20 protein-coding genes are annotated in these 22,065 nt (G+C 66.7%); 7 read left to right on the forward strand and 13 right to left on the reverse strand.

What is annotated here, in order from left to right:
* The first annotated feature begins 554 nt into the window (after window positions 1-554).
* Window positions 555-1,634, forward strand: coding sequence for a DUF4062 domain-containing protein (locus ABD733_RS08215; protein WP_344794901.1), 1,080 nt, complete (start codon window positions 555-557; stop codon window positions 1,632-1,634).
* A 1,431-nt stretch (window positions 1,635-3,065) separates the two neighbouring features.
* Here the strand turns inward: ABD733_RS08215 and dnaB are convergent.
* From dnaB to ABD733_RS08245, 6 genes are all read right to left on the reverse strand, one after another.
* Entirely contained in the window at window positions 3,066-4,466 is a 1,401-nt protein-coding gene (gene dnaB / locus ABD733_RS08220; RefSeq protein ID WP_344794903.1) for a replicative DNA helicase, read from the reverse strand.
* A 547-nt stretch (window positions 4,467-5,013) separates the two neighbouring features.
* Complete coding sequence (gene rplI, locus ABD733_RS08225; RefSeq protein WP_344794905.1) at window positions 5,014-5,466, reverse strand: 50S ribosomal protein L9; 453 nt, start codon at window positions 5,464-5,466, stop codon at window positions 5,014-5,016.
* Between the two features lie 18 nt (window positions 5,467-5,484).
* The gene (gene rpsR, locus ABD733_RS08230; RefSeq protein ID WP_055964231.1) at window positions 5,485-5,745 is read right to left on the reverse strand and encodes a 30S ribosomal protein S18; all 261 of its coding nucleotides are present in this window, start codon (window positions 5,743-5,745) and stop codon (window positions 5,485-5,487) included.
* A gap of 44 nt (window positions 5,746-5,789) precedes the next feature.
* Window positions 5,790-6,362: a single-stranded DNA-binding protein gene (locus ABD733_RS08235; RefSeq protein WP_344794910.1), complete on the reverse strand. Its 573-nt coding sequence runs from the start codon at window positions 6,360-6,362 to the stop codon at window positions 5,790-5,792.
* A gap of 3 nt (window positions 6,363-6,365) precedes the next feature.
* The gene (gene rpsF / locus ABD733_RS08240; RefSeq protein WP_344794912.1) at window positions 6,366-6,800 is read right to left on the reverse strand and encodes a 30S ribosomal protein S6; all 435 of its coding nucleotides are present in this window, start codon (window positions 6,798-6,800) and stop codon (window positions 6,366-6,368) included.
* A 124-nt stretch (window positions 6,801-6,924) separates the two neighbouring features.
* Entirely contained in the window at window positions 6,925-8,349 is a 1,425-nt protein-coding gene (locus ABD733_RS08245; RefSeq protein ID WP_344794915.1) for a CCA tRNA nucleotidyltransferase, read from the reverse strand.
* A 63-nt stretch (window positions 8,350-8,412) separates the two neighbouring features.
* Between ABD733_RS08245 and ABD733_RS08250 the strand changes: the two genes are divergently transcribed.
* From ABD733_RS08250 to ABD733_RS08275, 6 genes are all read left to right on the forward strand, one after another.
* Window positions 8,413-10,773: a DUF6049 family protein gene (locus tag ABD733_RS08250; protein ID WP_344794917.1), complete on the forward strand. Its 2,361-nt coding sequence runs from the start codon at window positions 8,413-8,415 to the stop codon at window positions 10,771-10,773.
* Window positions 10,770-12,482, forward strand: a complete 1,713-nt coding sequence (murJ, locus tag ABD733_RS08255; protein ID WP_344794919.1) for a murein biosynthesis integral membrane protein MurJ — start codon at window positions 10,770-10,772, stop codon at window positions 12,480-12,482. Before ABD733_RS08250 ends, murJ begins: the two co-directional genes overlap by 4 nt.
* Window positions 12,483-12,620: 138 nt before the next feature.
* Window positions 12,621-13,604 carry a thioredoxin-disulfide reductase gene (gene trxB / locus ABD733_RS08260; RefSeq protein ID WP_344794920.1) on the forward strand — a complete coding sequence of 328 codons (984 nt, stop codon included), beginning with the start codon at window positions 12,621-12,623 and terminating at the stop codon, window positions 13,602-13,604.
* Window positions 13,605-13,650: 46 nt separating this feature from the next.
* Window positions 13,651-13,977, forward strand: a complete 327-nt coding sequence (gene trxA / locus ABD733_RS08265) for a thioredoxin (RefSeq protein ID WP_344794922.1) — start codon at window positions 13,651-13,653, stop codon at window positions 13,975-13,977.
* Window positions 13,978-14,086: 109 nt separating this feature from the next.
* Window positions 14,087-15,391, forward strand: a complete 1,305-nt coding sequence (locus ABD733_RS08270; RefSeq protein WP_344794924.1) for an aminotransferase-like domain-containing protein — start codon at window positions 14,087-14,089, stop codon at window positions 15,389-15,391.
* A gap of 58 nt (window positions 15,392-15,449) precedes the next feature.
* Window positions 15,450-16,424, forward strand: a complete 975-nt coding sequence (locus ABD733_RS08275) for a D-alanine--D-alanine ligase family protein (protein ID WP_344794925.1) — start codon at window positions 15,450-15,452, stop codon at window positions 16,422-16,424.
* 551 nt (window positions 16,425-16,975) lie between these two features.
* On the opposite strand, the gene ABD733_RS08280 is transcribed toward ABD733_RS08275, so the two are convergent.
* The 7 genes from ABD733_RS08280 to rnpA all read right to left on the reverse strand — a co-directional run bounded on the left by ABD733_RS08280 (window position 16,976) and on the right by rnpA (window position 22,048).
* Window positions 16,976-17,926, reverse strand: a complete 951-nt coding sequence (locus tag ABD733_RS08280) for a ParB/RepB/Spo0J family partition protein (RefSeq protein WP_344794927.1) — start codon at window positions 17,924-17,926, stop codon at window positions 16,976-16,978.
* Window positions 17,926-18,792, reverse strand: coding sequence for a ParA family protein (locus ABD733_RS08285; protein ID WP_344796055.1), 867 nt, complete (start codon window positions 18,790-18,792; stop codon window positions 17,926-17,928). The genes ABD733_RS08280 and ABD733_RS08285 overlap by 1 nt, the downstream gene beginning before the upstream one ends.
* Before the next feature lie 203 nt (window positions 18,793-18,995).
* Window positions 18,996-19,634 carry a 16S rRNA (guanine(527)-N(7))-methyltransferase RsmG gene (gene rsmG / locus ABD733_RS08290; RefSeq protein WP_344794929.1) on the reverse strand — a complete coding sequence of 213 codons (639 nt, stop codon included), beginning with the start codon at window positions 19,632-19,634 and terminating at the stop codon, window positions 18,996-18,998.
* Between the two features lie 81 nt (window positions 19,635-19,715).
* Window positions 19,716-20,375 (reverse strand): Jag family protein, encoded by a 660-nt coding sequence (locus ABD733_RS08295; RefSeq protein ID WP_344794931.1) that lies wholly within the window; start codon window positions 20,373-20,375, stop codon window positions 19,716-19,718.
* Window positions 20,372-21,364, reverse strand: a complete 993-nt coding sequence (gene yidC / locus ABD733_RS08300; RefSeq protein ID WP_344794933.1) for a membrane protein insertase YidC — start codon at window positions 21,362-21,364, stop codon at window positions 20,372-20,374. Before yidC ends, ABD733_RS08295 begins: the two co-directional genes overlap by 4 nt.
* The gene (gene yidD, locus ABD733_RS08305) at window positions 21,357-21,710 is read right to left on the reverse strand and encodes a membrane protein insertion efficiency factor YidD (protein ID WP_344794935.1); all 354 of its coding nucleotides are present in this window, start codon (window positions 21,708-21,710) and stop codon (window positions 21,357-21,359) included. The genes yidC and yidD overlap by 8 nt, the downstream gene beginning before the upstream one ends.
* Window positions 21,707-22,048 (reverse strand): ribonuclease P protein component, encoded by a 342-nt coding sequence (gene rnpA / locus ABD733_RS08310; RefSeq protein WP_344794937.1) that lies wholly within the window; start codon window positions 22,046-22,048, stop codon window positions 21,707-21,709. Before rnpA ends, yidD begins: the two co-directional genes overlap by 4 nt.
* Between the last annotated feature and the right edge of the window lie 17 nt (window positions 22,049-22,065).

Raw genomic sequence — 22,065 nt, forward strand, 5'->3', positions numbered from 1 at the left:
CCGCGAACGCCGTTCCCGGCTCCAGGGCACCGCAAGGTGGGGCGGACCCTATCCGCCCCCCCTTCTTCTCACCCCTTATCGGGTTCTAGAAGTCGTTCCAGTCCTCGTCAGCGAAGTGGAGGTTGTCGAAGCAGGTGTGCTCCAGCTCCGGCTCGGCGTTTCCGGTCTCCTTCATGCCCCGTAATCCCGTGGGCGGCGAAGGCGATCCTGGGAGCGAGGCGCGATCGACTTGCACCCGAACGCAAGCCGACCGCCCGCGCCGAGACCCATGGGAAGGTCAGGGCGCCATTCCGCGCCGAAACGCAACGGGGCTAAGCCGAGCGTGCGCCACACGTCGCCGTCGCGCACGGGTTGTTGAGCGGTAGAAACTACGCCAGAAAGCTGGCCAATGAGACGTCGCTTTCTTGTTGGTCAGCTCATGGCCGCCCTCGGGGAGTAGACAACCGGCGAGCCCAGAAGGGCAGCAGACCTCTCGAAGAGCCCGGCAGACACTTTTGGAGCGTCGTCGGCGCCGTCCGACCTCGATGCGGCGGCGTGGGCCATACGGTTAGCCCATGGAGAGACGGCATCAGGTGTTCATCAGCTCGACCTTCGTCGATCTCAAGGAGGAACGGAAAGAGATCATCCAGACGCTTCTGGAAATGGACTGCATCCCCGCTGGCATGGAGATGTTTCCGGCCGCCAACGAGGACCAGCTCACTCTGATTAAGGGCGTCATCGACGAGTGCGACTACTACCTCATCGTGGTCGGAGGTCGATACGGCAGCATTGACGAAGCCGGTATTAGCTACACCGAGCAGGAATATGATTACGCCGTGTCGCAAGGCATCCCGGTGATGGGTTTCGTGCCGAGCAATCCGGACCTCATCCCGCAGGGCAAGACCGACAAAAACGACGCCGCCGCCGCGAAACTCGCCGAGTTCAAAGCAAAAGTGCAAACCAAAATGACCAAGGAATACAGCAGCCCTGAAGATCTCGGCGGGAAAGTCGCACGATCCCTCTCCCAGCTGCGAAAGACTCATCCGCGTCCCGGCTGGGTTCGAGGCGACCAGGCGATGACGCCTGAGGTGCGCGCAGAAATTGCGGAGTTGAAGGCCGCTGTCGCACGGTTTGAAAAGGAGCAAGCAGAAGGGTCGGCAGGCTCCGCTGAGACCATCGATGAGACCTTCGCCCACGGGTCGGAAACAATCGAGTTGAGCTTGATACACAAGGGCTACTACTCCTACAAGCACCTCGAGGAGCAGGGTACTCTCGACTACACCTGGGACGACCTCATCGAACTGCTTGGCCCCTTCATGCTTGATGAGGCACCCGAACCCGTCCTCCGAAAGACACTGAACCAGCACATGCTGCACGACGTCCAAGAGGATGTCGAGGGGTGGGAGAATCACTGGTCGAACCAGGCTGTCGAGATCTCTGACCGGTCGTGGGGTTCCGTGACGGTTCAGCTTCGCGCCCTCGGCGTGATCTCCACCGGCAGCAAAAAGCGGACCGTCAGCGACAAAGCTGTCTACTGGAAACTGACACCTGCAGGCGACCGGTATCTCGTGGCACTTCGAGCCGTCCCGCATGACCCCAACCACGCACCCAAAAGGCTCACGGACGAAGCGCCCCCGACAATCGCTGCTCAGTGATTTCCCGCGGTCGGACCTCCCCACGACCCATCATGCGGGTCGGCGAATCCCTCACGGAAACGATCGCCAAAGCCTGAACGAGATTTGGGGCACCTTCGCCCCGTCGGAGCATCCGCCAAGCAGAAGTGATTCAGCCCGACCCAATGCGGCGTCACTCTCTGAAAGACGGGTCGAACTCAGTGAGGATGCGCGAGTTCAAAGTCCGTCGTGCTGATTTCACAATAAAGGCATCCATGAACGCCTCTGAAACTGCTCTTCAAAGCTTGCTAGCTCGGTCAAAGACAGAGGACCCGTCTGTTGAATTATCGAAGGGATGGAGGCTCCCACCTCGATTGCGCGCGACACGAAACCGAGGCGGAGGGAACCGAAAGATATGCGTGGACCAACGACACCGACGGGGGCTGCGCGGGTCTTCAGGATTGTCGCCAGGGACCCTACTGACAGGGCGCGAGAGGTCGGACGACCATTGCGCAGGGCAGCTGAGAACATGGGCGTGCTCGGATCAATGTTCAGTGCATCGTCAGATTCGCACAGGTGACTTTGTAGGCGAAGAGCATCGATTCTCGTCGATCGATCCAACGCGGGCATATCGGCCGCGGAATGCGCCAAGTAGAGCTTGACCACAATGCACGGCGCACACGATGCGACGTCGCTACCTCGAGGCAGAAGACGAAAGGTTCCAGACGGGCGCTGGTCATCTCTGAGGGACCGCACGTGCAACTCGAAGCCCTCCTGTATTCGCGTCAGATCGCCAAAGCGCAGTTCCGAAGCGTCAGTGACAGTGAGAGCTGCTGCCCATGCCAATAGAACGACAGCCGAATCTCGGACATCCACAAAACGCACGGGCTTAGGGCTGAATATGGCCTCGCGAACGATCAACCTTATTTGGTCGAGCGTGATTGGTGCCGGCGGTGGAATGTGGCGGCGACGTTCGTCTGCAAGGCCCCTTAGGAAAGAAACTACCTCGGAGTCGGATCCGGGTCGTGGTAGCCCGCGAACGTGTTGATCGTGATCGATGGCACTGACCCATCGCCGGAGCGTTTTGGCGGAGAGCAGCCATGAGTCATCGCGGGCAAGACGCCCCGATTCGAACGCTAGGTAGTCGAGCAGGTCAGGCACGCCAATGGCGACCGGCGGGGCGTCAAGGGATCGCGGGGCCGAATCGTATTTGGCCCTCCAACGCCAAAACCTCCGTACATCTGATGCGTAAACCTGCAGCGTCTTTGTGGACGGTCCGCCGACAGGCAGCGCGGGGAACGTTGGATGCTTGACGGGCAATTCGCGAGACGCATCTCGAGGACCGTCGAAACTGGGCAGATCTGCCGCAATCTCAGGCACGGATACCCTAAGCGCCACGTTGGTTGTCGCCATATCGTGCCTTGGACATTGATTGTGGCGGGAAGACATCTAGAGTGGCGGTCGACAACGCGACTAGCTAGGCATATCCACGAACCGCGAGAACATCCCGTGGAACGCGACCGTGATCGTGTCGGTGGGTCCGTTGCGGTGCTTGGCCACGATGAAGTCGGCCTCGCCCTGACGCGGGTTGTCTTTCTCATAGGCGGACTCGCGGTGGAGCAGGATCACCATGTCGGCATCCTGCTCGAGGGAGCCGGACTCGCGGAGGTCGCTGATCGCGGGCTTCTTGTCGGCGCGCTGCTCGGGGCCTCGGTTGAGCTGCGAGAGGGCGATGACGGGGACCTGGAGCTCTTTGGCCATCAGCTTGAGCGCACGCGAGAACTCCGAGACCTCCTGCTGACGGCTCTCGACCTTCTTGCCGGAGGTCATCAGCTGCAGGTAGTCGATGACGACGAGCTTGAGGCCGACCTGCTGCTTGAGGCGACGGCACTTGGCGCGGATCTCGACGAGGGTCATGTTGGGGGAGTCGTCGATGTAGAAGGGGGCGTCGTTGATGCGACCGCGGGTCTGAGCGATGGTGGTCCAGTCGCGGGAGTCGACGGTGCCCTTGCGCATGTTCTGGAGCGGGACGCTCGACTCGGCCGAGAGGAGGCGCATCGCGATCTCGCTGCGGCCCATCTCGAGAGAGAAGAAGACGGAGGGCTGGTTGTACTTGATCGACGCGGCACGGCAGAGGTCGAGGGCGAGCGTCGACTTTCCGAGCGCGGGGCGGGCGGCCACGATGATCAACTGACCGGGGTGCAGGCCGTTCGTGAGGGCATCGAGCTGGGCGAAGCCGGTCGGAACACCCGTCATCTGGCCGTCGCGGCCCTTGGCGGCCTCGATCTCGTCGATGGCGACGGTGACCGCGTCGGTGAGCGGCACGTAGTCCTCGGTCTGCACGCCGCCCGCGACGTTGTAGACCTCGGCCTGAGCGTTGTTGACGAGGTCGATGACCTCTCCCTCGCTCGCGTAGCCCATCTGCACGATCCTGGTGCCCGCCTCGACAAGACGGCGGAGGACGGCCTTCTCGGCGACGATCGAGGCGTAGTAGCCGGCGTTGGCCGCGGTCGGCACGAGGCCGGTGAGGGTGTGGAGGTACTCGGCGCCGCCGGCGCGGCTGAGCTCGCCCGACTTCGTCAGCTCGTCGGTGACCGCGATGACGTCGGTCGGCTCGCCGTGCGAGTAGAGACCCAGCAGGGCGTTGAAGATGACCTCGTGCTTGGGCAGGTAGAAGTCGGCGGCGCGCACCGTCTCGATGACGTCGGCCGTGGCGTCTTTCGAGAGGAGCATGCCGCCGATGGTGCTCTGCTCGGCGAGGAGGTCGTGCGGGGGAGTGCGGCGGTCGTAGCCGCTGCCGCCGTCGTAGCCCGAGGACTGCCCGCGATCGCCCTGAGTGTCGCTTGCGGCCAGTCCGAGATGGGCTATCGACACGGGGGCCTCCTGCAGGCTGATGGATCGTCTGGATTCGAGTTCTCTAGGCGTTCTACCGCCACCCTCCGACAACGACGTCGGAGCGGCGGGCGAACACGCCGACGGGCACGCGAGACCGCCTGCCCGGGTACCCCTGGATGCTCGTCCGGACAGCAGAACCGCGCCTCCCATGGGCGCTGTCACACCCTAGGGACATGACCCCCGTCGCTCCAAACGACCCTGTGGATAACGATGTGGACAATGTGGGAGAAACGCCGGGAAACCCTGGGGACAACTGTGGACAAACCTGTGGAATGAAAAGAACTTATCGGGCCTAAGGCGATCCTGACCAGGGATTTCTATTTCCACACCCTCTGTGTGCAAAGTTGTTTAGAGCGAGGGTTGAAGGTTGCCCGATCGGGTACCTCCCTGTGCACAGAACACTTGACACGGTGTCCCCCGCGGCAGTAGCGCCAGCACTTCGTACCCTTCCCTGCAGCACTGCAAACCACCCCTTAAACACCAGTAGCGGTGGGTGCCGAGGCACACACCGCTACGGGGGATGGAACTACTTCGCAGCGACCACCTGGAGGGCGATCGTGGCGACGACGTCTTCGCGCAGACGGACGGTGGCTTCGTGCTCACCGGTCAGCTTGATGGCGTTGGGGATCTCGACCTTGCGCTTGTCGATCGTGCCGACGCCCTGCGCCGAGACGGCGTCAGCGACATCGGCCGGCTTGACAGAGCCGAAGAGGCGTCCGCCGGTGCCGGTCTTGACGGGAAGCGTGATCTTGACGGCCTCGAGGCGGGCCTTCATGTCTTTCGCCTCCTCGATCGTCTTGAGCTCGCGCGTGGCACGGGCCGACTTGATCTGCTCGACCTGCTTCTCGCCACCGCGGGTCCACGCGACGCCGAAGCCCTGCGGGATGAGGTAGTTGCGGGCGTAGCCGTTCTTGACGTCGATGACGTCACCGGCCGAGCCGAGGCCGGAGACCTCGTGGATGAGGATTACCTTGGACATTCGCTACTCCCTAGCGGATCAGCGGCCGGAGCCGGCGTAGGGGAGGAGCGCCATCTCACGGGCGTTCTTCACGGCACGGGCGATGAGGCGCTGCTCCTGGACGGAGACGCCGGTGATGCGGCGAGCACGGATCTTCCCGCGCTCGGAGATGAACTTGCGAAGCGTCGCGACGTCTTTGTAGTCGATGACGCCGACGCGGATCGCCTTCGCGGGAGCGGCGTTCTTGCCGCCCTTTCCGCGGAGGGGCTTGCGGCGGTCGCCGCTGCTCTTTCCAGCCATTGTGTTCTGCTTTCAGTAAGAGAAGTTGAGTGGTGCGAGACGGCCTAGAAGGGCGTCTCGTCGTTGTAGGTACCGCCGCCGGGGGTGTTCCAGACGTCGCCCGAAGAGCTGGAGCCCGAAGACCCGCCGCCCGTCTGCGCCGGCTGACCCCAGGGCTCGTCGGCCTGACCGCCGCCGTTGCCGCCGCCGACCTGAGGTCGGGGGGCGCCCCCACCGCCGCCGAAGGACCCTCCGCCGCCACCGTCGCGAGACGAGGAGGCGCGGGTCACCTGAGCGGTGGCGTAGCGGAGCGAGGGGCCGATCTCGTCGATCTCGAGCTCCATCGAGGTGCGCTTCTCGCCCTCTTTGGTCTCGTACGAGCGCTGCTTCAGGCGACCCTGCGCCATGACGCGGGAGCCCTTCGACAGCGAGGCGGCGACGTGCTCGGCGAACTCGCGCCACACACTGGCACGCAGGAAGAGCGCCTCGCCGTCTTTCCACTCGTTCGACGCGCGGTCGAACGTGCGGGGTGTCGACGCGATCGTGAAGTTCGCGACTGCCAGGCCGTTCTGCGTGTAGCGCAGCTCGGGGTCGGAAGTCAGGTTGCCCACGACGGTGATGACGGTCTCGCCGGCCATGCGCTACTCGGCAGCCGAAGCGGTCGGAGCGGCGGGCGTGGCAGCCGAGGCAGCGGGAGCAGCCGAGGCGGCAGGAGCCTTCGACGGGGCAGCGGCCTTGCGGGCGGCCTTCTCGTCGGCGAGCTTCTTGGCCTTGGCGACCATCTCGATGCCCTCTTCGGCGCGGAGCACCTTGGTGCGGAGGACGGCCTCGGAGAGACCCAGCTGACGGTCGAGCTCGACGGTCGCGGCGGGGTTCGCGGTGAGGTTGACGACGGCGTAGATGCCCTCGCTCTTCTTCGCGATCTCGTAGGCGAGGCGGCGACGGCCCCAGATGTCGACGTTGTCGACGGTGCCGCCATCGTTGCGGATGACGTTGAGGAACTTGTCCAAGCTCGGAGCGACGGTGCGCTCATCGATCTCGGGGTCAAGGATCACCATCAATTCGTACTGATGCATGTCTAACCCACCTCCTTCGGACTTGACGGCTCCAGTATTTCTGGAACAGGAGGGTTGTGGCATCGCGGCTCCGGAGGCACGCGAGATCGCGGCCAGTCCAGAGCAACCTTGCAAGACTACAAGGTCAGCGCGCCGACCACCACTCCCGCAGGCGCCTCGTGGCCTCGTCCTCGCCGAGCGGGCCCTCCTCGGTCCGCAGCTCGAGCAGGAAGCGGTAGGCCTCGCCGACCTCGCGGGAGGGCCCGATGCCGAGCACCGCCTGGATCTGGACACCGTCGAGGTCGGGACGGAGGGAGTCGAGCTCCTCCTGCTCGCGGAGCTCCGCGATCCTGGTCTCGAGATCGTCGTAGGCGAAGGCGAGCTGGTCGGCCTTGCGGCGGTTGCGCGTGGTGACGTCGGCGCGGGTGAGCATGTGGAGCCGCTCGAGCTGGTCGCCGGCGTCACGGACGTAGCGCCGCACGGCGGAGTCGGTCCAGCCGCCCTCGGTGTAGCCGAAGAAGCGGAGGTGCAGCTCGATGAGCCGGTAGACGGCCGAGATGGTGTCGTTGTCGAAGCGCAGCGCCTTCAGACGCTTCTTGGCGAGCTTCGCCCCGACCGCGTCGTGGTGGTGGAAGGTAACCACTCCACCCGGTTCCAGGCGCCGCGTCGCGGGCTTCCCGATGTCGTGGAGCAGGGCCGCCAGGCGCAGGATGAGGTCTGGCGCAGCCCCGGGGTGCCGCTCGCGCTCGTAGTCGATCGCCTGTCGCAACACGGTCAGGCTGTGCTCGTAGACGTCTTTGTGGTGGTGGTGCTCGTCGCGCTCCAGGATCATCGCGGGGAGCTCCGGCAGGACGAGCTCGGCGATCCCGGTCTCGACCAGCAGTCGGACGCCGGGCGCCGGGTCGTCGGTCTTGAGCAGCTTCGACAGCTCGTCGTTGACCCGCTCGATCGACACGATCGAGAGCGTCGAGGCGCGCTCGGTCATCGCCTCGCGGACGTCGTCGGCGACGGTGAAGCCGAGCTGCGACGTGAACCGGGCGGCGCGCATCATCCTGAGCGGGTCGTCGCGGAACGAGTCGACGGCCGCACCCGGCGTCGCGAGGGTGCGCGAGAGGAGGTGCTCGACCCCGCCCGACGGGTCGACGAGCACGCGCTCGGGGAGGCGCAGGGCCATCGCGTTGACCGTGAAGTCGCGGCGGACGAGGTCGCCTTCGAGGCTGTCGCCGAACTCGACCTCGGGCTTGCGGGTCTCGCCGTCGTAGACGTCGCTGCGGTACGTGGTGATCTCGACGGTCTCGCCGTCGATGCGGGCGGCGATGGTGCCGAAGGCGCGGCCGACGTCCCAGTGGGCCTCGGCGAGCGGGACGACGATGCGCAGGATCTCGTCGGGGGAGGCCGACGAGGTGAAGTCGAGGTCGTTCACGGCCCGGCCGAGGAACGCGTCGCGCACCGGACCGCCGACGAGAGCGAGCTCGTGACCGGCGGCCTGGAAGGCGCGGGCGAGGGTCGACACCCGGTCGGTGGCGGCGAGAGCGTCGAGCCTCTCGAGGGCGCTCGCTACGGAATCCATGATGGACGAGCTTGCCACACGGGTGGTGCCGGAGGTTCTCGGTCGGCATTCCCTAGACTCGCTATGCCCGGCGATCGCACCGTGACGATCGGCGGCATCCTGCCTATGAGAATCCTTCCCGCGTTCGCCGTCTCCGTGCTCGCTGTCGCCGCTGTCGCCGCGGGGCTGCCCGCGAGCCCGGCGGGTGCGGCTCCGCCCGCGAGCCCGGCGGGTGCGGCTCCGACGCCGGCAGCGATGGCCGTGGCAGCTACCACCGCAGCGACGCCGGCAGCGACGGCCGTGGCAGCGACCACCGCGTCCGCCTCCGACGTCGTGACCGTCTCCGTCGCCCCCGGCGCGAACGGCGTCGTGAAAGAGGGGAGCGACCTCAAGGCGTCGATCACCGTCCACAACGGCACCGACCAAGACCTGGACGCCGGCGTGGTCCGCGTCTACCTCGACCGCACCACCTTCTCGAGCCGATCGCAGCTGGAGTCCTGGTTCGCCCGTCCCGCCTCGACGACGACCGACATCCTCGGCGCGTTCATGACGAGCGTCACCGTCCCGGCGGTCCAGGCCGGCGGCACGGCCGACGCGATCCCGGTCACCATCCCCGCGTCGAGCCTCGCGCTGAGCGGCAGCGACTGGGGGGCCAAGGCCTTCGGCGTCCGCTACTCCTCGAACGGCGACGCGATCACCGAGGCCCACTCGAGCGTCGTGTACTACCCGAACGACAGCTTCCAGTCGACCCGGCTGTCGCTGGCCGTGCCGCTGACCGTCCCCGAGTCGACGTCCGGGCTGATCTCGAGCGACGCCCTGGCCTCCTATACGTCCGAGAACGGCATCCTGACGCAGGAGCTCGACGCGGTGCGTGGCCGAGACGTCGCGATCGGGATCGATCCCATGATCCTGGCGTCCATCCGGATCCTCGGCAATGTCGCCCCGCCCTCGGCGATCGTCTGGCTCAAGCGGCTCGAGACGGCGCCGAACGAGACCTTCGGCCTGGCGTATGCCGACAGCGACATGTCCGCCGTCCGCCAGGCCGGCAAGACGACGCTTCCGCAGCCGGTCGACTTCGCCGACGCCATCGCGGCTCAGCAGAAGGCCGAGCCCGACTCGTACGTCGCGACGACGCCGAGCCCCGGCGCCGACGGCGGGAGCGGCGGCGGCAGCGGCGGCGGCAGCGGCGGGTCGGGCGCGAACGGTGCCGACGGCAGCGACCAGAGCGCAGGATCCGCGACCGACGCCCCCGTCGACACGTCATCCCCGACCCCCTCCGACTCGCCCACCACCATCCCGCCGACCTCGTCCGTGCCGACGACGGCGAGCCTCCTCGACTTCCCGTACACCGAGAAGTCGATCGCCTGGCCCCTCGAGGACACCGTCGCCGCCGACGACCTCCGGGTCTTCGCGTCGAGCGGCATCACCACGACGATCCTCGGCAGCGGGAACGTCACGGTCCCGGCGTCCTCGACCGAGAACGCCGCCTCGACGCTGAGCGGGCAGAAGGCACTCGTCTCGGACGACACGCTCTCCTCTCTCCTCCGCGACGCCGTCGACGCCAACACGAACGACGAGTGGAAGGGCGACATCGCCCGCCTGTCGGCCGAGCTGGCGACCCTCACGCACGAGCGTCCGAGCGACGCCCGGACCCTGTTCACCACCCTCGGCCGCAACTGGGCGACCACGGGCTCCCGGCTCGACGAGACGCTCACCGCCGTGTCGAAGATGACCTGGGTGTCGACATCGCCTCTGAAGACCGCGCTCGGCGCCGACAGCACCTCGGTGAGCCTCGCCGCGAAGAAGGCGAAGGCCTCTCGGGTCAGCGCGCTGACACCCCTCGTGAAGGCCGACGACTCCCTCCAGCTCTTCTCGACCGCGCTGAAGGAGCCGACCCTCGTCACCGCGAAGGAGCGCCTCCGCTTCCTCGCCCTCTCGTCGACCGCCTGGGACGACAACCCGACCGGACTCGCGAGCGAGATCACCAAGGTCTCGACCCAGGCGGCGAAGACGACCGGCCTCATCGAGGTCGTCGACGGCTCGCCGGTCAACATCCTCGGCGACCGCTCCTCGCTGCCGATCGTGATCCAGAACGACACCGCGTCGGCCGCGGTGGTCTACCTCCGCGTCGTCCCATCGAACTTCAACCTCAGCGTCGAGAAGAACAACGTGCCCGTCACGATCCAGCCGAACTCGCAGCAGCGGGTCACGGTCCCCGTGCAGTCGCTCGCCAACGGCAAGGTCATGCTGACCCTCAGCCTGTCGAGCAAGCAGGATGTCGCGATCTCCGACCCGACGCAGATCGCCATCACGGTGCGCGCAGGCTGGGAGACCGTCATCACGGCGGTCTTCGCGGCCGCCGTGGTGCTGCTGTTCGGCGGCGGCATCTACCGGTCGATCCGGCGTCGGCGCCGGTCGAGGGCCGAGGGCGGGGCGGAAGCATGAGCACGGTCGATCCCGTCGGGGCCGAGAATCCCGATCCTGCGCTGACCGCTGAGATCGAGTCGGCCGTGCCCGCAGCCCGCCAGCGGTCGCTCGGCAGGGCCTCCGCGCTGCTCGCCGGCGGGACCATCGTGTCGCGCGTGCTCGGCTTCGCGAAGACGGCAGTGCTCGCCGCCGCCATCGGCCAGACCGGCAGTCGCGCCGCCGACGCGTTCAGCGTCTCGAATCAGCTCCCGAACAACATCTACGCGCTCGTCGCCGGCGGGCTGCTGAGCGCCGTCCTGGTGCCGCAGATCGTCAAGGCCGCCAAGGGCCCCGACGGCGGGCAGCGCTACATCAACAAGGTGGTGACGCTCGGCACGGCGGTCTTCGTCGTGGTGACGCTGATCGGCACGCTCGCGGCGCCGTTCCTGGTGAACCTCTACGCCCACCGCGCCTCGGCCGACGGCCCGGGCTTCTCGCCCGAGGCGCTTGCCCTGGCGACCGCGTTCGCCTACTGGTGTCTGCCGCAGATCTTCTTCTACGCGATCTACTCGCTCCTGAGCGAGGTGTTGAACGCCCGGCAGATCTTCGGGCCGTTCACCTGGGCGCCCGTGGTCAACAACGTCGTGTCGATCGTGGGGCTCGTGCTCTTCATGATCCTGTTCGGCGGCGCGGGGGAGAACAGCCTGGTGGCCGACTGGACCCCGGGACGCATCGTCATCCTGGCCGGCACCGCGTCCCTCGGGGTGGCCGCTCAGGCGGGCTTCCTGCTGCTGTTCTGGCGGCGCGCGGGCCTGACGTTCAAGCCCGACTTCCGCTGGCGCGGCGTCGGCCTGGGCGCGACCGGACGAGCGGCAGGGTGGATGTTCGCGCTGATCCTGGTCACGCAGCTCGCCGGCATCGTCCAGAGCAACGTCGCCTCGCTCGGCTCCGGAGCCTCGAACGCCGTGCTGTCGAACGCGTGGCTCATCTTCATGCTCCCGCACGGGATCGTCACCGTGTCGATCGCGACCGCCTACTTCACCTCGATGACGGCCGACGCCGACCGGGGCGACCTCCGCGCCGTCCGCAACAACCTGTCGAGCTCGCTCCGCACCATCGGCATGTTCATCGTCTTCGCCGCGGTCGCGCTGTCGGTCGTGGCGTTCCCCTTCGCCCGGTTCTACGAGGCCCGCTTCACGAACATCGGAGCCATGGCGCACGTGATCCTGGCGTACCTGCCCGGCCTCATCCTGTTCAGCATGCTGTTCGTGCTGCAGCGCGTGTTCTTCGCGTTCCACGAGCAGCGCACCGTCTTCTTCATGCAGCTGGTGCAGTCCGGGGTCTTCGTGCTCGGGACCCTCGCCTGCGCCTGGCTGGTGGCTCCGCAGCACATCGCCGTCGCCGTGGCCGTCGCCACCTCCGTCGCCGGCAGCGCCCAGACCGTCGTGGCGCTCGTCCTGGTCCACCGCAGGATCGGCGGGATCGACGGCCGCTGGGTGCTCCGGCGCCACCTCCAGTACCTCCTCTTCTCCCTCGTGGCCGGCGTCGTCGGACTCCTGGTCGTATCCGGGATGGGGGGTTACACGGAGGGCGGCTTCGGGTTGTCGGGGCGCGTGCCCGCGATCCTGACGGTCATCGTGGCCGGAGTCGTGATGGCGCTGGTGTACTTCGTGCTGCTGACCGCGATCAGGATCCCCGAGCTGTCTGCGATGACCCGGCCGGTGCTGCGGCGTCTTCGTCGCTCCTGACCTGCCGCTTCGACCCGCCGCCCGGGGGTCCTGATGCGCGCCTGTGAGGAACTCCGGCAGCAGGAATAACCGGAAGTTAGGATGTGTTTCACCGCACGAGCGCCGGGGATCCCGGTGCGTGCCAACGAAAGGTGCCACATGCGTCAGGTCATCATCATCGGTTCCGGCCCTGCCGGTTACACCGCTGCGATCTACGCGGGGCGTGCCGGTCTCGAGCCGCTCGTCGTCGCCAGTTCCGTCGAGGCGGGCGGTGAGCTCATGAAGACCACCGAGATCGAGAACTTCCCGGGCTTCCCCGAGGGTCTCCAGGGCCCCGACCTCATGTTCAAGATGCAGGAGCAGGCCGAGCGCTTCGGCGCCGAGGTCCTGCTCGACGACGTCGTGAGCGTCGATCTCGAGGGCGACATCAAGAAGGTCACCCTCGGTTCCGGCGCCGTCGAAGAGGCGCTGACCGTGATCTTCGCGACCGGGTCCGCCTACCGCAAGCTCGGTATCGAGGGCGAAGAGCGTCTCTCCGGCCGCGGCGTCAGCTGGTGTGCCACGTGCGACGGCTTCTTCTTCAAGCAGAAGGAGATCGCGGTCGTCGGCGGCGGCGACTCCGCGATGGAAGAGGCCACCTTCCTCACCCGCTTCGCCAGCAAGGTCTACGTCATCCACCGCAAAGACACGCTCCGCGCGTCGAAGATCATGCAGGATCGCGCGTTCGACAACGAGAAGATCGAGTTCCTCTGGAACAAGGAGGTCACCGAGATCACCGGCGACGAGAAGGCGGCCGGCGTCACGCTGACCGACACCGTCGACGGCAGCACCTCGCACCTCGACCTCGAGGGCCTCTTCATCGCCATCGGCAACGACCCGCGCGTGCACCTCGTTCACGGTCAGCTGAACCTCACCAGCGACGGCACCGTCGCCGTCGAGGGCCGGTCGTCCAAGACGAACCTCAAGGGCGTCTTCGCGGCGGGCGACGTCATCGACGTCACCTACCGTCAGGCGATCACGGCCGCCGGCTCCGGCACCGTCGCGGCCCTCGACGCCGAGCACTACCTGGCCGGGCTCGACCGCGAACTGCTCGACCAGGCTCCCGGCACCAAGCCGGCCGAGCCCGTCACCGTGTCCGCCTGATCTTCTCCACCGCTTCTTTCTTCACCATCTTCGAAAGGGATTCCTCATGAGCACCGCAACAGCAGTCACCGACGCCACCTTCGAGGCCGACGTCCTCAACTCCGACGAGACGATCCTGGTCGACTTCTGGGCCGAGTGGTGCGGCCCGTGTCGCGCGGTCTCGCCGATCCTCGACCAGATCGCCGCCGAGCACAGCGACAAGATCAAGATCGTCAAGCTCAACGTCGACGACAACCCGCAGACCGCGATGAAGTACCAGATCACCTCCATCCCCGCGATGAAGGTCTACCGCGGTGGCGAGGTCGTCAAGACCGTCATCGGCGCCAAGCCCAAGCCGGCCCTCGAGGCCGACCTGGCGGACTTCCTGGCGTAATCACCCCGCCTCGAGAGCCCGCCCAGCATCCACGCTGGGCGGGCTTTCTCTGTTAATCGGCACGATCCCATATCCTCGAACGAACGACCCCTACAGAACAGGGCTTCACATGACCGACCAGGGCACCAATCTCGATCCGTGGTACGACAGCTACGCAGACCGCACGGCAGGCCTCAGCGCCTCCGAGGTGCGAGCCCTGTTCGCCGTCGCCTCGCGCCCCGAGGTCGTGTCTCTGGCCGGCGGTATGCCCTACGTGTCGGCTCTGCCGCGCGAGCTGGTCATGGGCTCGATCGAGAAGGTCATGCACGACAACGGTGCCATGGCGCTGCAGTACGGCTCGGGTCAGGGCACACCGGCCATCCGTGAGCACATCATGGAGATCATGGCCATGGAGGGCATCCGGGGGAGCGCCGACAACGTCGTCGTGACCACAGGATCGCAGCAGGCGCTCGACCTGGTCACGCGGCTGTTCATCAATCCCGGCGATGTCGTCCTGGCCGAGTCGCCCAGCTATGTCGGAGCGCTCGGCGTGTTCCGGGCCTACCAAGCCGATGTCGTGCACGTCGCAATGGACGACGACGGGCTCATCCCCGAGTCACTGCGCGAGACGATCGTCGCGCTCGAGGCGGCCGGCCGACCGATCAAGTTCCTCTACACGATCCCGAACTTCCACAACCCCGCCGGTGTCACGCTCACCTGGGCACGTCGCCTCGAGATCCTCGACATCTGCCGCTCGCACGGCATCCTGGTGCTCGAAGACAACCCGTACGGCCTGCTGTCGTTCGACCAGCCCGCCCCGCAGGCCATGCGGTCGGTGGACGACGAGGGCGTCATCTACCTCGGCTCGTTCTCGAAGACCCTCGCTCCCGGGTTCCGGGTCGGCTGGGCTCTCGCGCCGCACGCCATCCGCGAGAAGCTCATCCTGGCCAATGAGTCGGCGACTCTGTCTCCGAACTCCTTCGGGCAGTTCGTCATCACGGAGTATCTCGACCAGACCGACTGGAAAGGCCAGATCGACACCTTCCGCGGCCTCTACGCCGAGCGCCGCGACGCGATGCTCGCTGCACTGGGGGAGTACCTGCCGAAGCTGAGTTGGACGAAGCCCGACGGAGGCTTCTTCGTCTGGGTGACCCTGCCCGCGGAGCTCGACTCGAAGGCGATGCTGCCCCGGGCGGTCAAGGAACTCGTGGCGTACACGCCGGGCACCGCGTTCTACGCCGACGGACAAGGGCGCCAGAACATCCGGCTCTCGTTCTGCTACCCCACCCCGGACGCGATCCGCACGGGCATCGCCCGACTCGCCACCGTCATCAACGGCGAGCTCGATCTGCTGCACACCTTCTCCGGTGCGACGCTCACTGCGCCGGCCGAGTCGCGTCCGAGCGTGTCCGCGCCGCCGACGAACATCCTCTGATCAGCGTTTTACGTTCGCCTCGACGCTGAGCGTCGATCTCCTGAGAGAGCAGCACCCCATGACCTCCGTCGACAGCTCCGCCCGCGTCAGAACCGTCACCGTCCTCGCCGGAGGCATCAGTCACGAGCGGGATGTGTCGCTCCGATCGGGCCGGCGCGTGGCCGACAGCCTGACCTCGTACGGGATGGAGGTCGAGCTGCGCGATCCTGATGCGGCACTCCTCGCCCACCTCGTCGAGTCGAGACCCGATGTCGTCTGGCCCGCACTGCACGGCGCGAGCGGCGAGGACGGAGCACTCCGAGGCGTGCTCGAGGCGCTGGACATCCCGTTCGTCGGATCGCACTCGACCTCCGCGCGTCTCGCGTGGGACAAGCCGACCGCCAAGGCACTGGTCGCCCGAGCGGGAGTGCGCACGCCCCGAAGCGTCGCCCTCTCGCACGACGCGTTCCGCGAGCTCGGTGCTGTCAGCGTCCTCCGTGCCATCGCAGAGGAGCACCCCGTCCCGCTCGTCGTGAAGCCGGCCCGGGGTGGCTCGGCCCAGGGCGTCACCGTCGTCGACAATGTCGCCGGACTGCCCCGCGCCATGGTCGACGCGTACACGTACTGCGACGACGTCCTGGTCGAGCAGAAGATCGTCGGAACGGAAGTGGCCGTCGGTGTCATCGACACCGGCGACGGCCCCATCGCGCTGCCCGCCGTCGAGATCGTTCCCCGCTCGGGGTTCTACGGCTTCGAGGCGCGGTATAACGCGGGGGAGACCCGCTTCTTCACGCCTGCGCGCCTTTCCGAGTCGGTGGCGGCAGCCGCGGCCGAGGCGGCGGTCACCGCTCACCGCGCTCTCGGGCTCCGACACCTCTCGCGCGTCGACCTCATCGTCGATGCCGCCGGTACGGCTTGGTTCCTGGAGGTCAACGTGCTCCCGGGTCTGACGGAGACCTCGCTCGTGCCCCTCGCCCTCGAGGCTGCGGGGTACGACCTGGGCTGGCTCTATGCGGCCCTGGCGCAGAAGGCTGTCGACGATCACCAGGCCTGACGGTCCTGTCGGGTCGTTGTTTCACGTGAAACATGGTCCGTTCGGTTCGTAGTTCGTAATCAGCTTCTCCCTTCGCCCAAGCTAAACCCTCGCGATCGGCCGCCGCGGTGGTCCGCCGACCACCGCCCCCGCCGATTGCGAGGGTTCAACCTTTCTCTCCGCTCCCTTCCGTGCACCGTCGGGTAGAAGTCACGGGCCGGAGCGGAACGGAACGCGGGAGCGAAACCCTCGCAAACGGCTGTCGCGGTGGTCCTAGGACCACCGCCGGAGCCGATCGCGAGGGTTTACTGCTGGCGCTGCTCACGACACGACGGGATGCCACAGACGTTGGCACCCAAGGCTGCGACATGGCAGAGGAGCCGCCGCGGTGTCGGAACCGGCGCCCCCGAAGCCAAACCCTCGCGATCGGCTCCCGCGGTGGTCCGCGGACCACCGCAGGAGCCGATCGGGAGGGTTTAGAGCATGGGACAAGGGCCAGGGGAGCGCTCAGATCGCCGCACAGCTACGCACTGCGAAAAAGGGCTGGTCAGGACGCGGCGCGACGAGCCCGATCAAGCGACGCCGAAGAGATCCTGCCCCATCTCGGACAGGATGCGGTTCAAGTCGCCGATTGAAGCGAAGTCGATCGTGATCGACCCCTTTCGCGCACCGAGCGACACCTTCACGCGCGTGTCGAGACGATCACCGAGACGTTCGGCGACCTCGTCGAGGTGCCCCTGGGTCGACTCCGAGGTGGAACGCGGACGCTTGGGCTTGATGGTGACGCCGGCGGCGGCGGCCTCGGCAGCCCGAACGGAGAGGTCTTCATTGACGATCTTGTCGGCGAGACGCTCCATGCCCGCAGCATCGCCTACCGAGAGGATCGCGCGAGCGTGACCGGCCGACAGGACACCGGACGCGACACGTCGCTGCACAGGGGAGGGGAGTCGCAGCAGGCGGATGGTGTTCGTGATCTGCGGTCGACTTCGGCCGATCTTCTCGGCGAGCTCCTCCTGCGTGATCCCGAAGTCCGCCAGGAGCTGCTGGTACGCGGACGCCTCCTCGAGCGGGTTCAGCTGCGCGCGGTGGAGGTTCTCGAGCAGAGCATCCCGCAGCATCGACTCGTCGGCGGTGTCCTTGACCAGGGCAGGAATCGTCGCGAGGCCGAGCTCCTTGGTCGCACGAAGCCGGCGCTCGCCCATCACGAGCTCGTACTGGGCGCCGCCCGGCTCGGCGTTCTTGAGAGGCCGGACCACGATCGGCTGCAGGAGGCCGACCTCGCGGATCGAGGCGACGAGCTCCCGGAGCTCCTCCTCACGGAACTCCGTGCGGGGCTGGTGCGCGTTCGGCACGATGTCGAGCGGGTTCAGGCTGGCCAGACGGGCGCCGGGCACGGCGACGAGCTCCTCCGCCGTCTGCTCGCGGGTGGGGAAGAAGACGTCGACGGGGCGATCCTGCGTCTCGTCCGCCACGGGGATGAGGGCGCCGATGCCTCGGCCGAGTCCGGTTCTCTTCGTGGCCACTAGTTGGGTGCTCCTCGGTGTGCGAGTTCGGCGGCTGCCTCCAGGTACGAGACGGAGCCGGGGGAGTTGGTGTCGTAGCTGATGACGGTCTGTCCGTACCCGGGCGCCTCACTGATCCGCACGGAACGCGGGATCATCGTGGTCAGCACCTCCTTGGGGAAGTGCTCCCGGACGTCGGCAGCGACCTGCTGCGAGAGATTGGTGCGCCCGTCGTACATGGTGAGCAGGATGGTTGAGACCGTGAGGACAGGGTTGAGGTGCTTCTCGATCAGCTGGATGTTCCGCAGGAGCTGGCTCAGACCCTCCAGGGCGTAGTACTCGCACTGGATGGGGATCAGGACCTCCTGCGCGGCGACGAACGCGTTGATCGTCAGGAGACCGAGGGACGGAGGGCAGTCGATGAAGACGTAGTCGAACCGTCGGTCCTCAGCCTCCGTCACCTGCAGGAACGTCTCCAGGGCCGTGCGCAGCCGCTGTTCACGAGCGACGAGGCTCACCAGCTCGATCTCCGCACCCGCCAGGTGGATCGTGGACGGGACGCAGAACAACTGGTCGAACTCGGGGCTCTTCTGGAGGACGTCCGCGATGGCCGACTCGCCTACGACGACGTCGTAGACGCTCGCGGTCTCAGCGCGGTGCTCAACGCCGAGGGCCGTGGAGGCGTTCCCCTGGGGGTCGAGATCGATGACCAGGACTCGCGCGCCGTTGCGGGCGAGCCCTGCAGCGAGGTTAACGGTGGACGTCGTCTTGCCGACGCCGCCCTTCTGATTGGAGACGGTGATGACTCGCGTCTTCGCGGGCTTGGGAAGCGTGTCGATCCGCAGAGCCTCGCGACGCCGAGTGAGATCGGCGAGCTCGCGAGCCAGGGGAGTTGTCGCATCAGCGGCGACCGGAGAGGCGGCAGCGGCAGCAGTTGAACGCGCATCGGCCGCCCGGCCAGCCGACGAACGAGGGGAGTCAGAAGCGGTACTCACCGGATAGCTCTCCGAATCGCAGTGTTTCACGTGAAACGGCCAAGTGGAGGAGGACGCGTCAGAACGCGTCTACACCTGCGGCCACCCGCCGCGAGTCAGTCAACTGTAGCTCGAAAGACCCGGGTGGTTTCGTCGACGAGGCCGGTGCCGAGCTCGAGGACCTCGACGTCGACGAGGTGGTGACGACTGATGACCTTGCGCGCAGCCGTGACCTCATCGGCGACCCGAGCGCCCTTGAGGAACAGCAGTTGCCCACCCGTCTTGACGAGAGGCACGGTCAGTGGGATCAGCTTGGAGAGCGCGCTGACAGCACGGGCCGTCGCCTGGTCGAGCCAGGGGGAGATTTCCGCTTCTTCCGCGCGAGCGCGGACGACCTCGACGTTGGTGAGACCGAGCCGATCGGCCTCGGCTCGGAGCCAGTCCGTCCGTCGTTCCATGGGCTCGATGAGGATGAGCGTGGCATCCGGCCGGGCCGCCGCGAGCACGAGCCCGGGCAGGCCGGCACCCGAGCCGATGTCGCCGACACGGCCGGCGACCAGCAGCGGAGCGAGAAGCCCACTGTTGATCACGTGGCGCGTCCAGAGCCGGGGCAGCTCGAGGGGACCGATGAGCCCGAGCTCCTCGCCGTACTGCGCGAGGTCCGCTGTGAAACGGCGGACGATGCCGATCCTGTCGCCGAAGAGTTCTGCTGCAGCCGCCGGTTCGACCTCGATATCGGTGAGCGGAGCCGTCATCGTTTCACGTGAAACGTCGCGGGCGGTTCAAGCAGAGCAGACATCGGGTAGATCACAGAAGGCGCAGGCACCAGAGCAGGATCAGCCACGACTCACGACGGTGTGGCGATCACGCCCTTCACCCTCGGACTCCGAGACGAATCCCCGCTCCGCGACGATGTCGTGGACGAGCTTGCGCTCGTAGGAGGACATGGGCGGCAGGGACGCTGCGGTGGCTCCCTCTTCAATCTTGCTGATCGCGCGATCAACAAGGGTGGTGAGCTCCTGCTCGCGAGTGGCACGCGATCCGCCGACATCGAGGATCAGGCGGGAGAACTCGCCGGTCTGCGTCTGGACGGCGATGCGCGTGAGCTCCTGGAGGGCCGTCACGGTCTCGGGCTTGGAGAGGAGGTGCAGGTCGTTCTCGCCGGACGAGTCGACGGAGATGTAGGAGCGGCCGCCGCGGGTCTCGATGTCGATATCGCCGTCGAGATCCAGGATGTCGAGGAGCTCCTCGATGTAGTCGGCCGCGATGTCGCCCTCGTCGAGATCCGACTGGGCAGAGCCCGACTCGGCAGAGCCCGACTCGTCCGTATCAGCAGCGCCGGCAGAGTCAGCAGCGCCAGCAGAGCCCGACGCCGCAGACGCGTCAGCCGCCCCCTCGTCGTCTGCGACCTCGAGGACGTCCGCGCGATCCGCGTCGTCGACCAAGGGCTGCTGCTCGTCGAGGGAGGAGCCGAAGGGGGTTTCAGCGGAGGTCATCGGGCCTGGCCGTTCTGCTTCTTGGCGCGGTTCTTGCCGACCGGCTGGACGCGCTGGGTGGTGACTCGCTTGGGAGTCTCGATCTCGGTCACGGTGATCTCATTCAGAGCGGTCAGGGGGTTGCCCTTCACGCTGCCCTTGCGGGACTCCTTCTCCTGCTGGCGCTTGGCCAGGCGGGCCTCGCGAGCGAGGGCGGCGTCGCTGCCGGGAGTCGGGCTGTTGCGGATCACGACGTACTGCTGGCCCATGGTCCAGATGTTCGAGGTCAGCCAGTAGAACATGACGCCGAGCGGGAACGACAGACCGGAGAACAGGAAGACGAGGGGGAGGACGTACAGGAGCATCTTCTGCTGCTTGTACATCGGGCTGGCCTTGGTCTCAGGCGACATGTTCTTCGAGGTCAGCTGCAGCTGCGTGTAGAACTGCGACGCCGTCATGACGACGATCATGATGCCCGCGATGACCTTGACCGTGATGACGTCGGACGACGTGAACGTCTCGTGGAGCGGCGCACCGAAGAGCTCGGCCTTGGCGAACGAGTTCGAGAGGCCGTTGTTGAGGAGGCCGATGCCGATCTTGCCGGTCTGCGCGTTGTGGAGCACCGTGTACAGGCTGAAGAACACCGGCATCTGGATCAGCAGCGGGAGGCACGACGAGAGCGGGTTGGTACCCGTCTCCTTGTAGAGCGCCATCGTCTCGCGCGACATCGCCTCGCGGGAGAACTGGTCTTTCTTGCCCTTGTACTTGTCCTGGATCTTCTTCAGCTGCGGGGCGACCTCCATCATCCGCCGCTGGTTCTTGATCTGGCGGACGAAGATCGGGATGAGGCAGACGCGGACGATGATCGTGAGCAGGACGATCGAGAGCACCCAGGTCACGCCGGCGTCGGTCGGGAGGCCGAACGCGGTCAGCACGTAGTGCCAGCCGACGAGGATGGCCTCGACGACCCAGCGGATCGGCCACAGGATCGTGCCTAGGAAGTCAAGCATTCTGGGTCAGCCCTTTCGTGGCTTCCACGGGGGCGACCCCGTGACTGCGTTCAAGTCGTGCTGTCACGAAACCCCCGGTGGTCAGGGTGTGACGGTGGTGGTGAGGCTCGGGGACGTCGTCGATGCCGCCCGCCGCCCAGGGGTGGCAGCGGACGAGCCGCCAGCTGCCGAGCGCGATGCCTCGGACGGCACCGTGCTTCTGGATCGCCGTGAGCGCGTACTGCGAGCACGACGGGTAGTAGCGACAGACGTCGCCGTACAGCGGAGAGATCGTCGCCCGGTACGCACGCAGGATCGCCACGCAGACGTTGCGCGGGAGGATTGCCAGGAATCGGACGATGCTCACGCTCTCAAACCCTTGTCGATGACTTCCGTGATCTCATCGAGCAGGGTAGACCACGGAACTCCGATAGTGCCTGGCAGCGCCCGGATGACGACGTCTGTTCCCCCAGGGAGAACAGAGAGCCGCTCGTGGGCGATCGCCTTAAGTCGACGGCGCACCGTGTTGCGGGCAACCGCGTTGCCGACGGCCTTGGAGACGATGAACCCGAAGCGGACGTGTCCGGCCGGCGCCGATCCGCTCCGGATGTAGACGACACAGTGCGCCGTGGCCGACTTGCGGCCACGGCGCACCGTGTTGCGGTAGTCGTCAGCTCGGACGATCCGGTTGGCGCGAGCCAACACGAGAGTCGCGACCCTTG

Origin of the sequence: Frondihabitans peucedani (assembly GCF_039537585.1) — a bacterium.
In the GTDB taxonomy this organism is placed as follows: Bacteria; Actinomycetota; Actinomycetes; order Actinomycetales; family Microbacteriaceae; genus Frondihabitans; species Frondihabitans peucedani.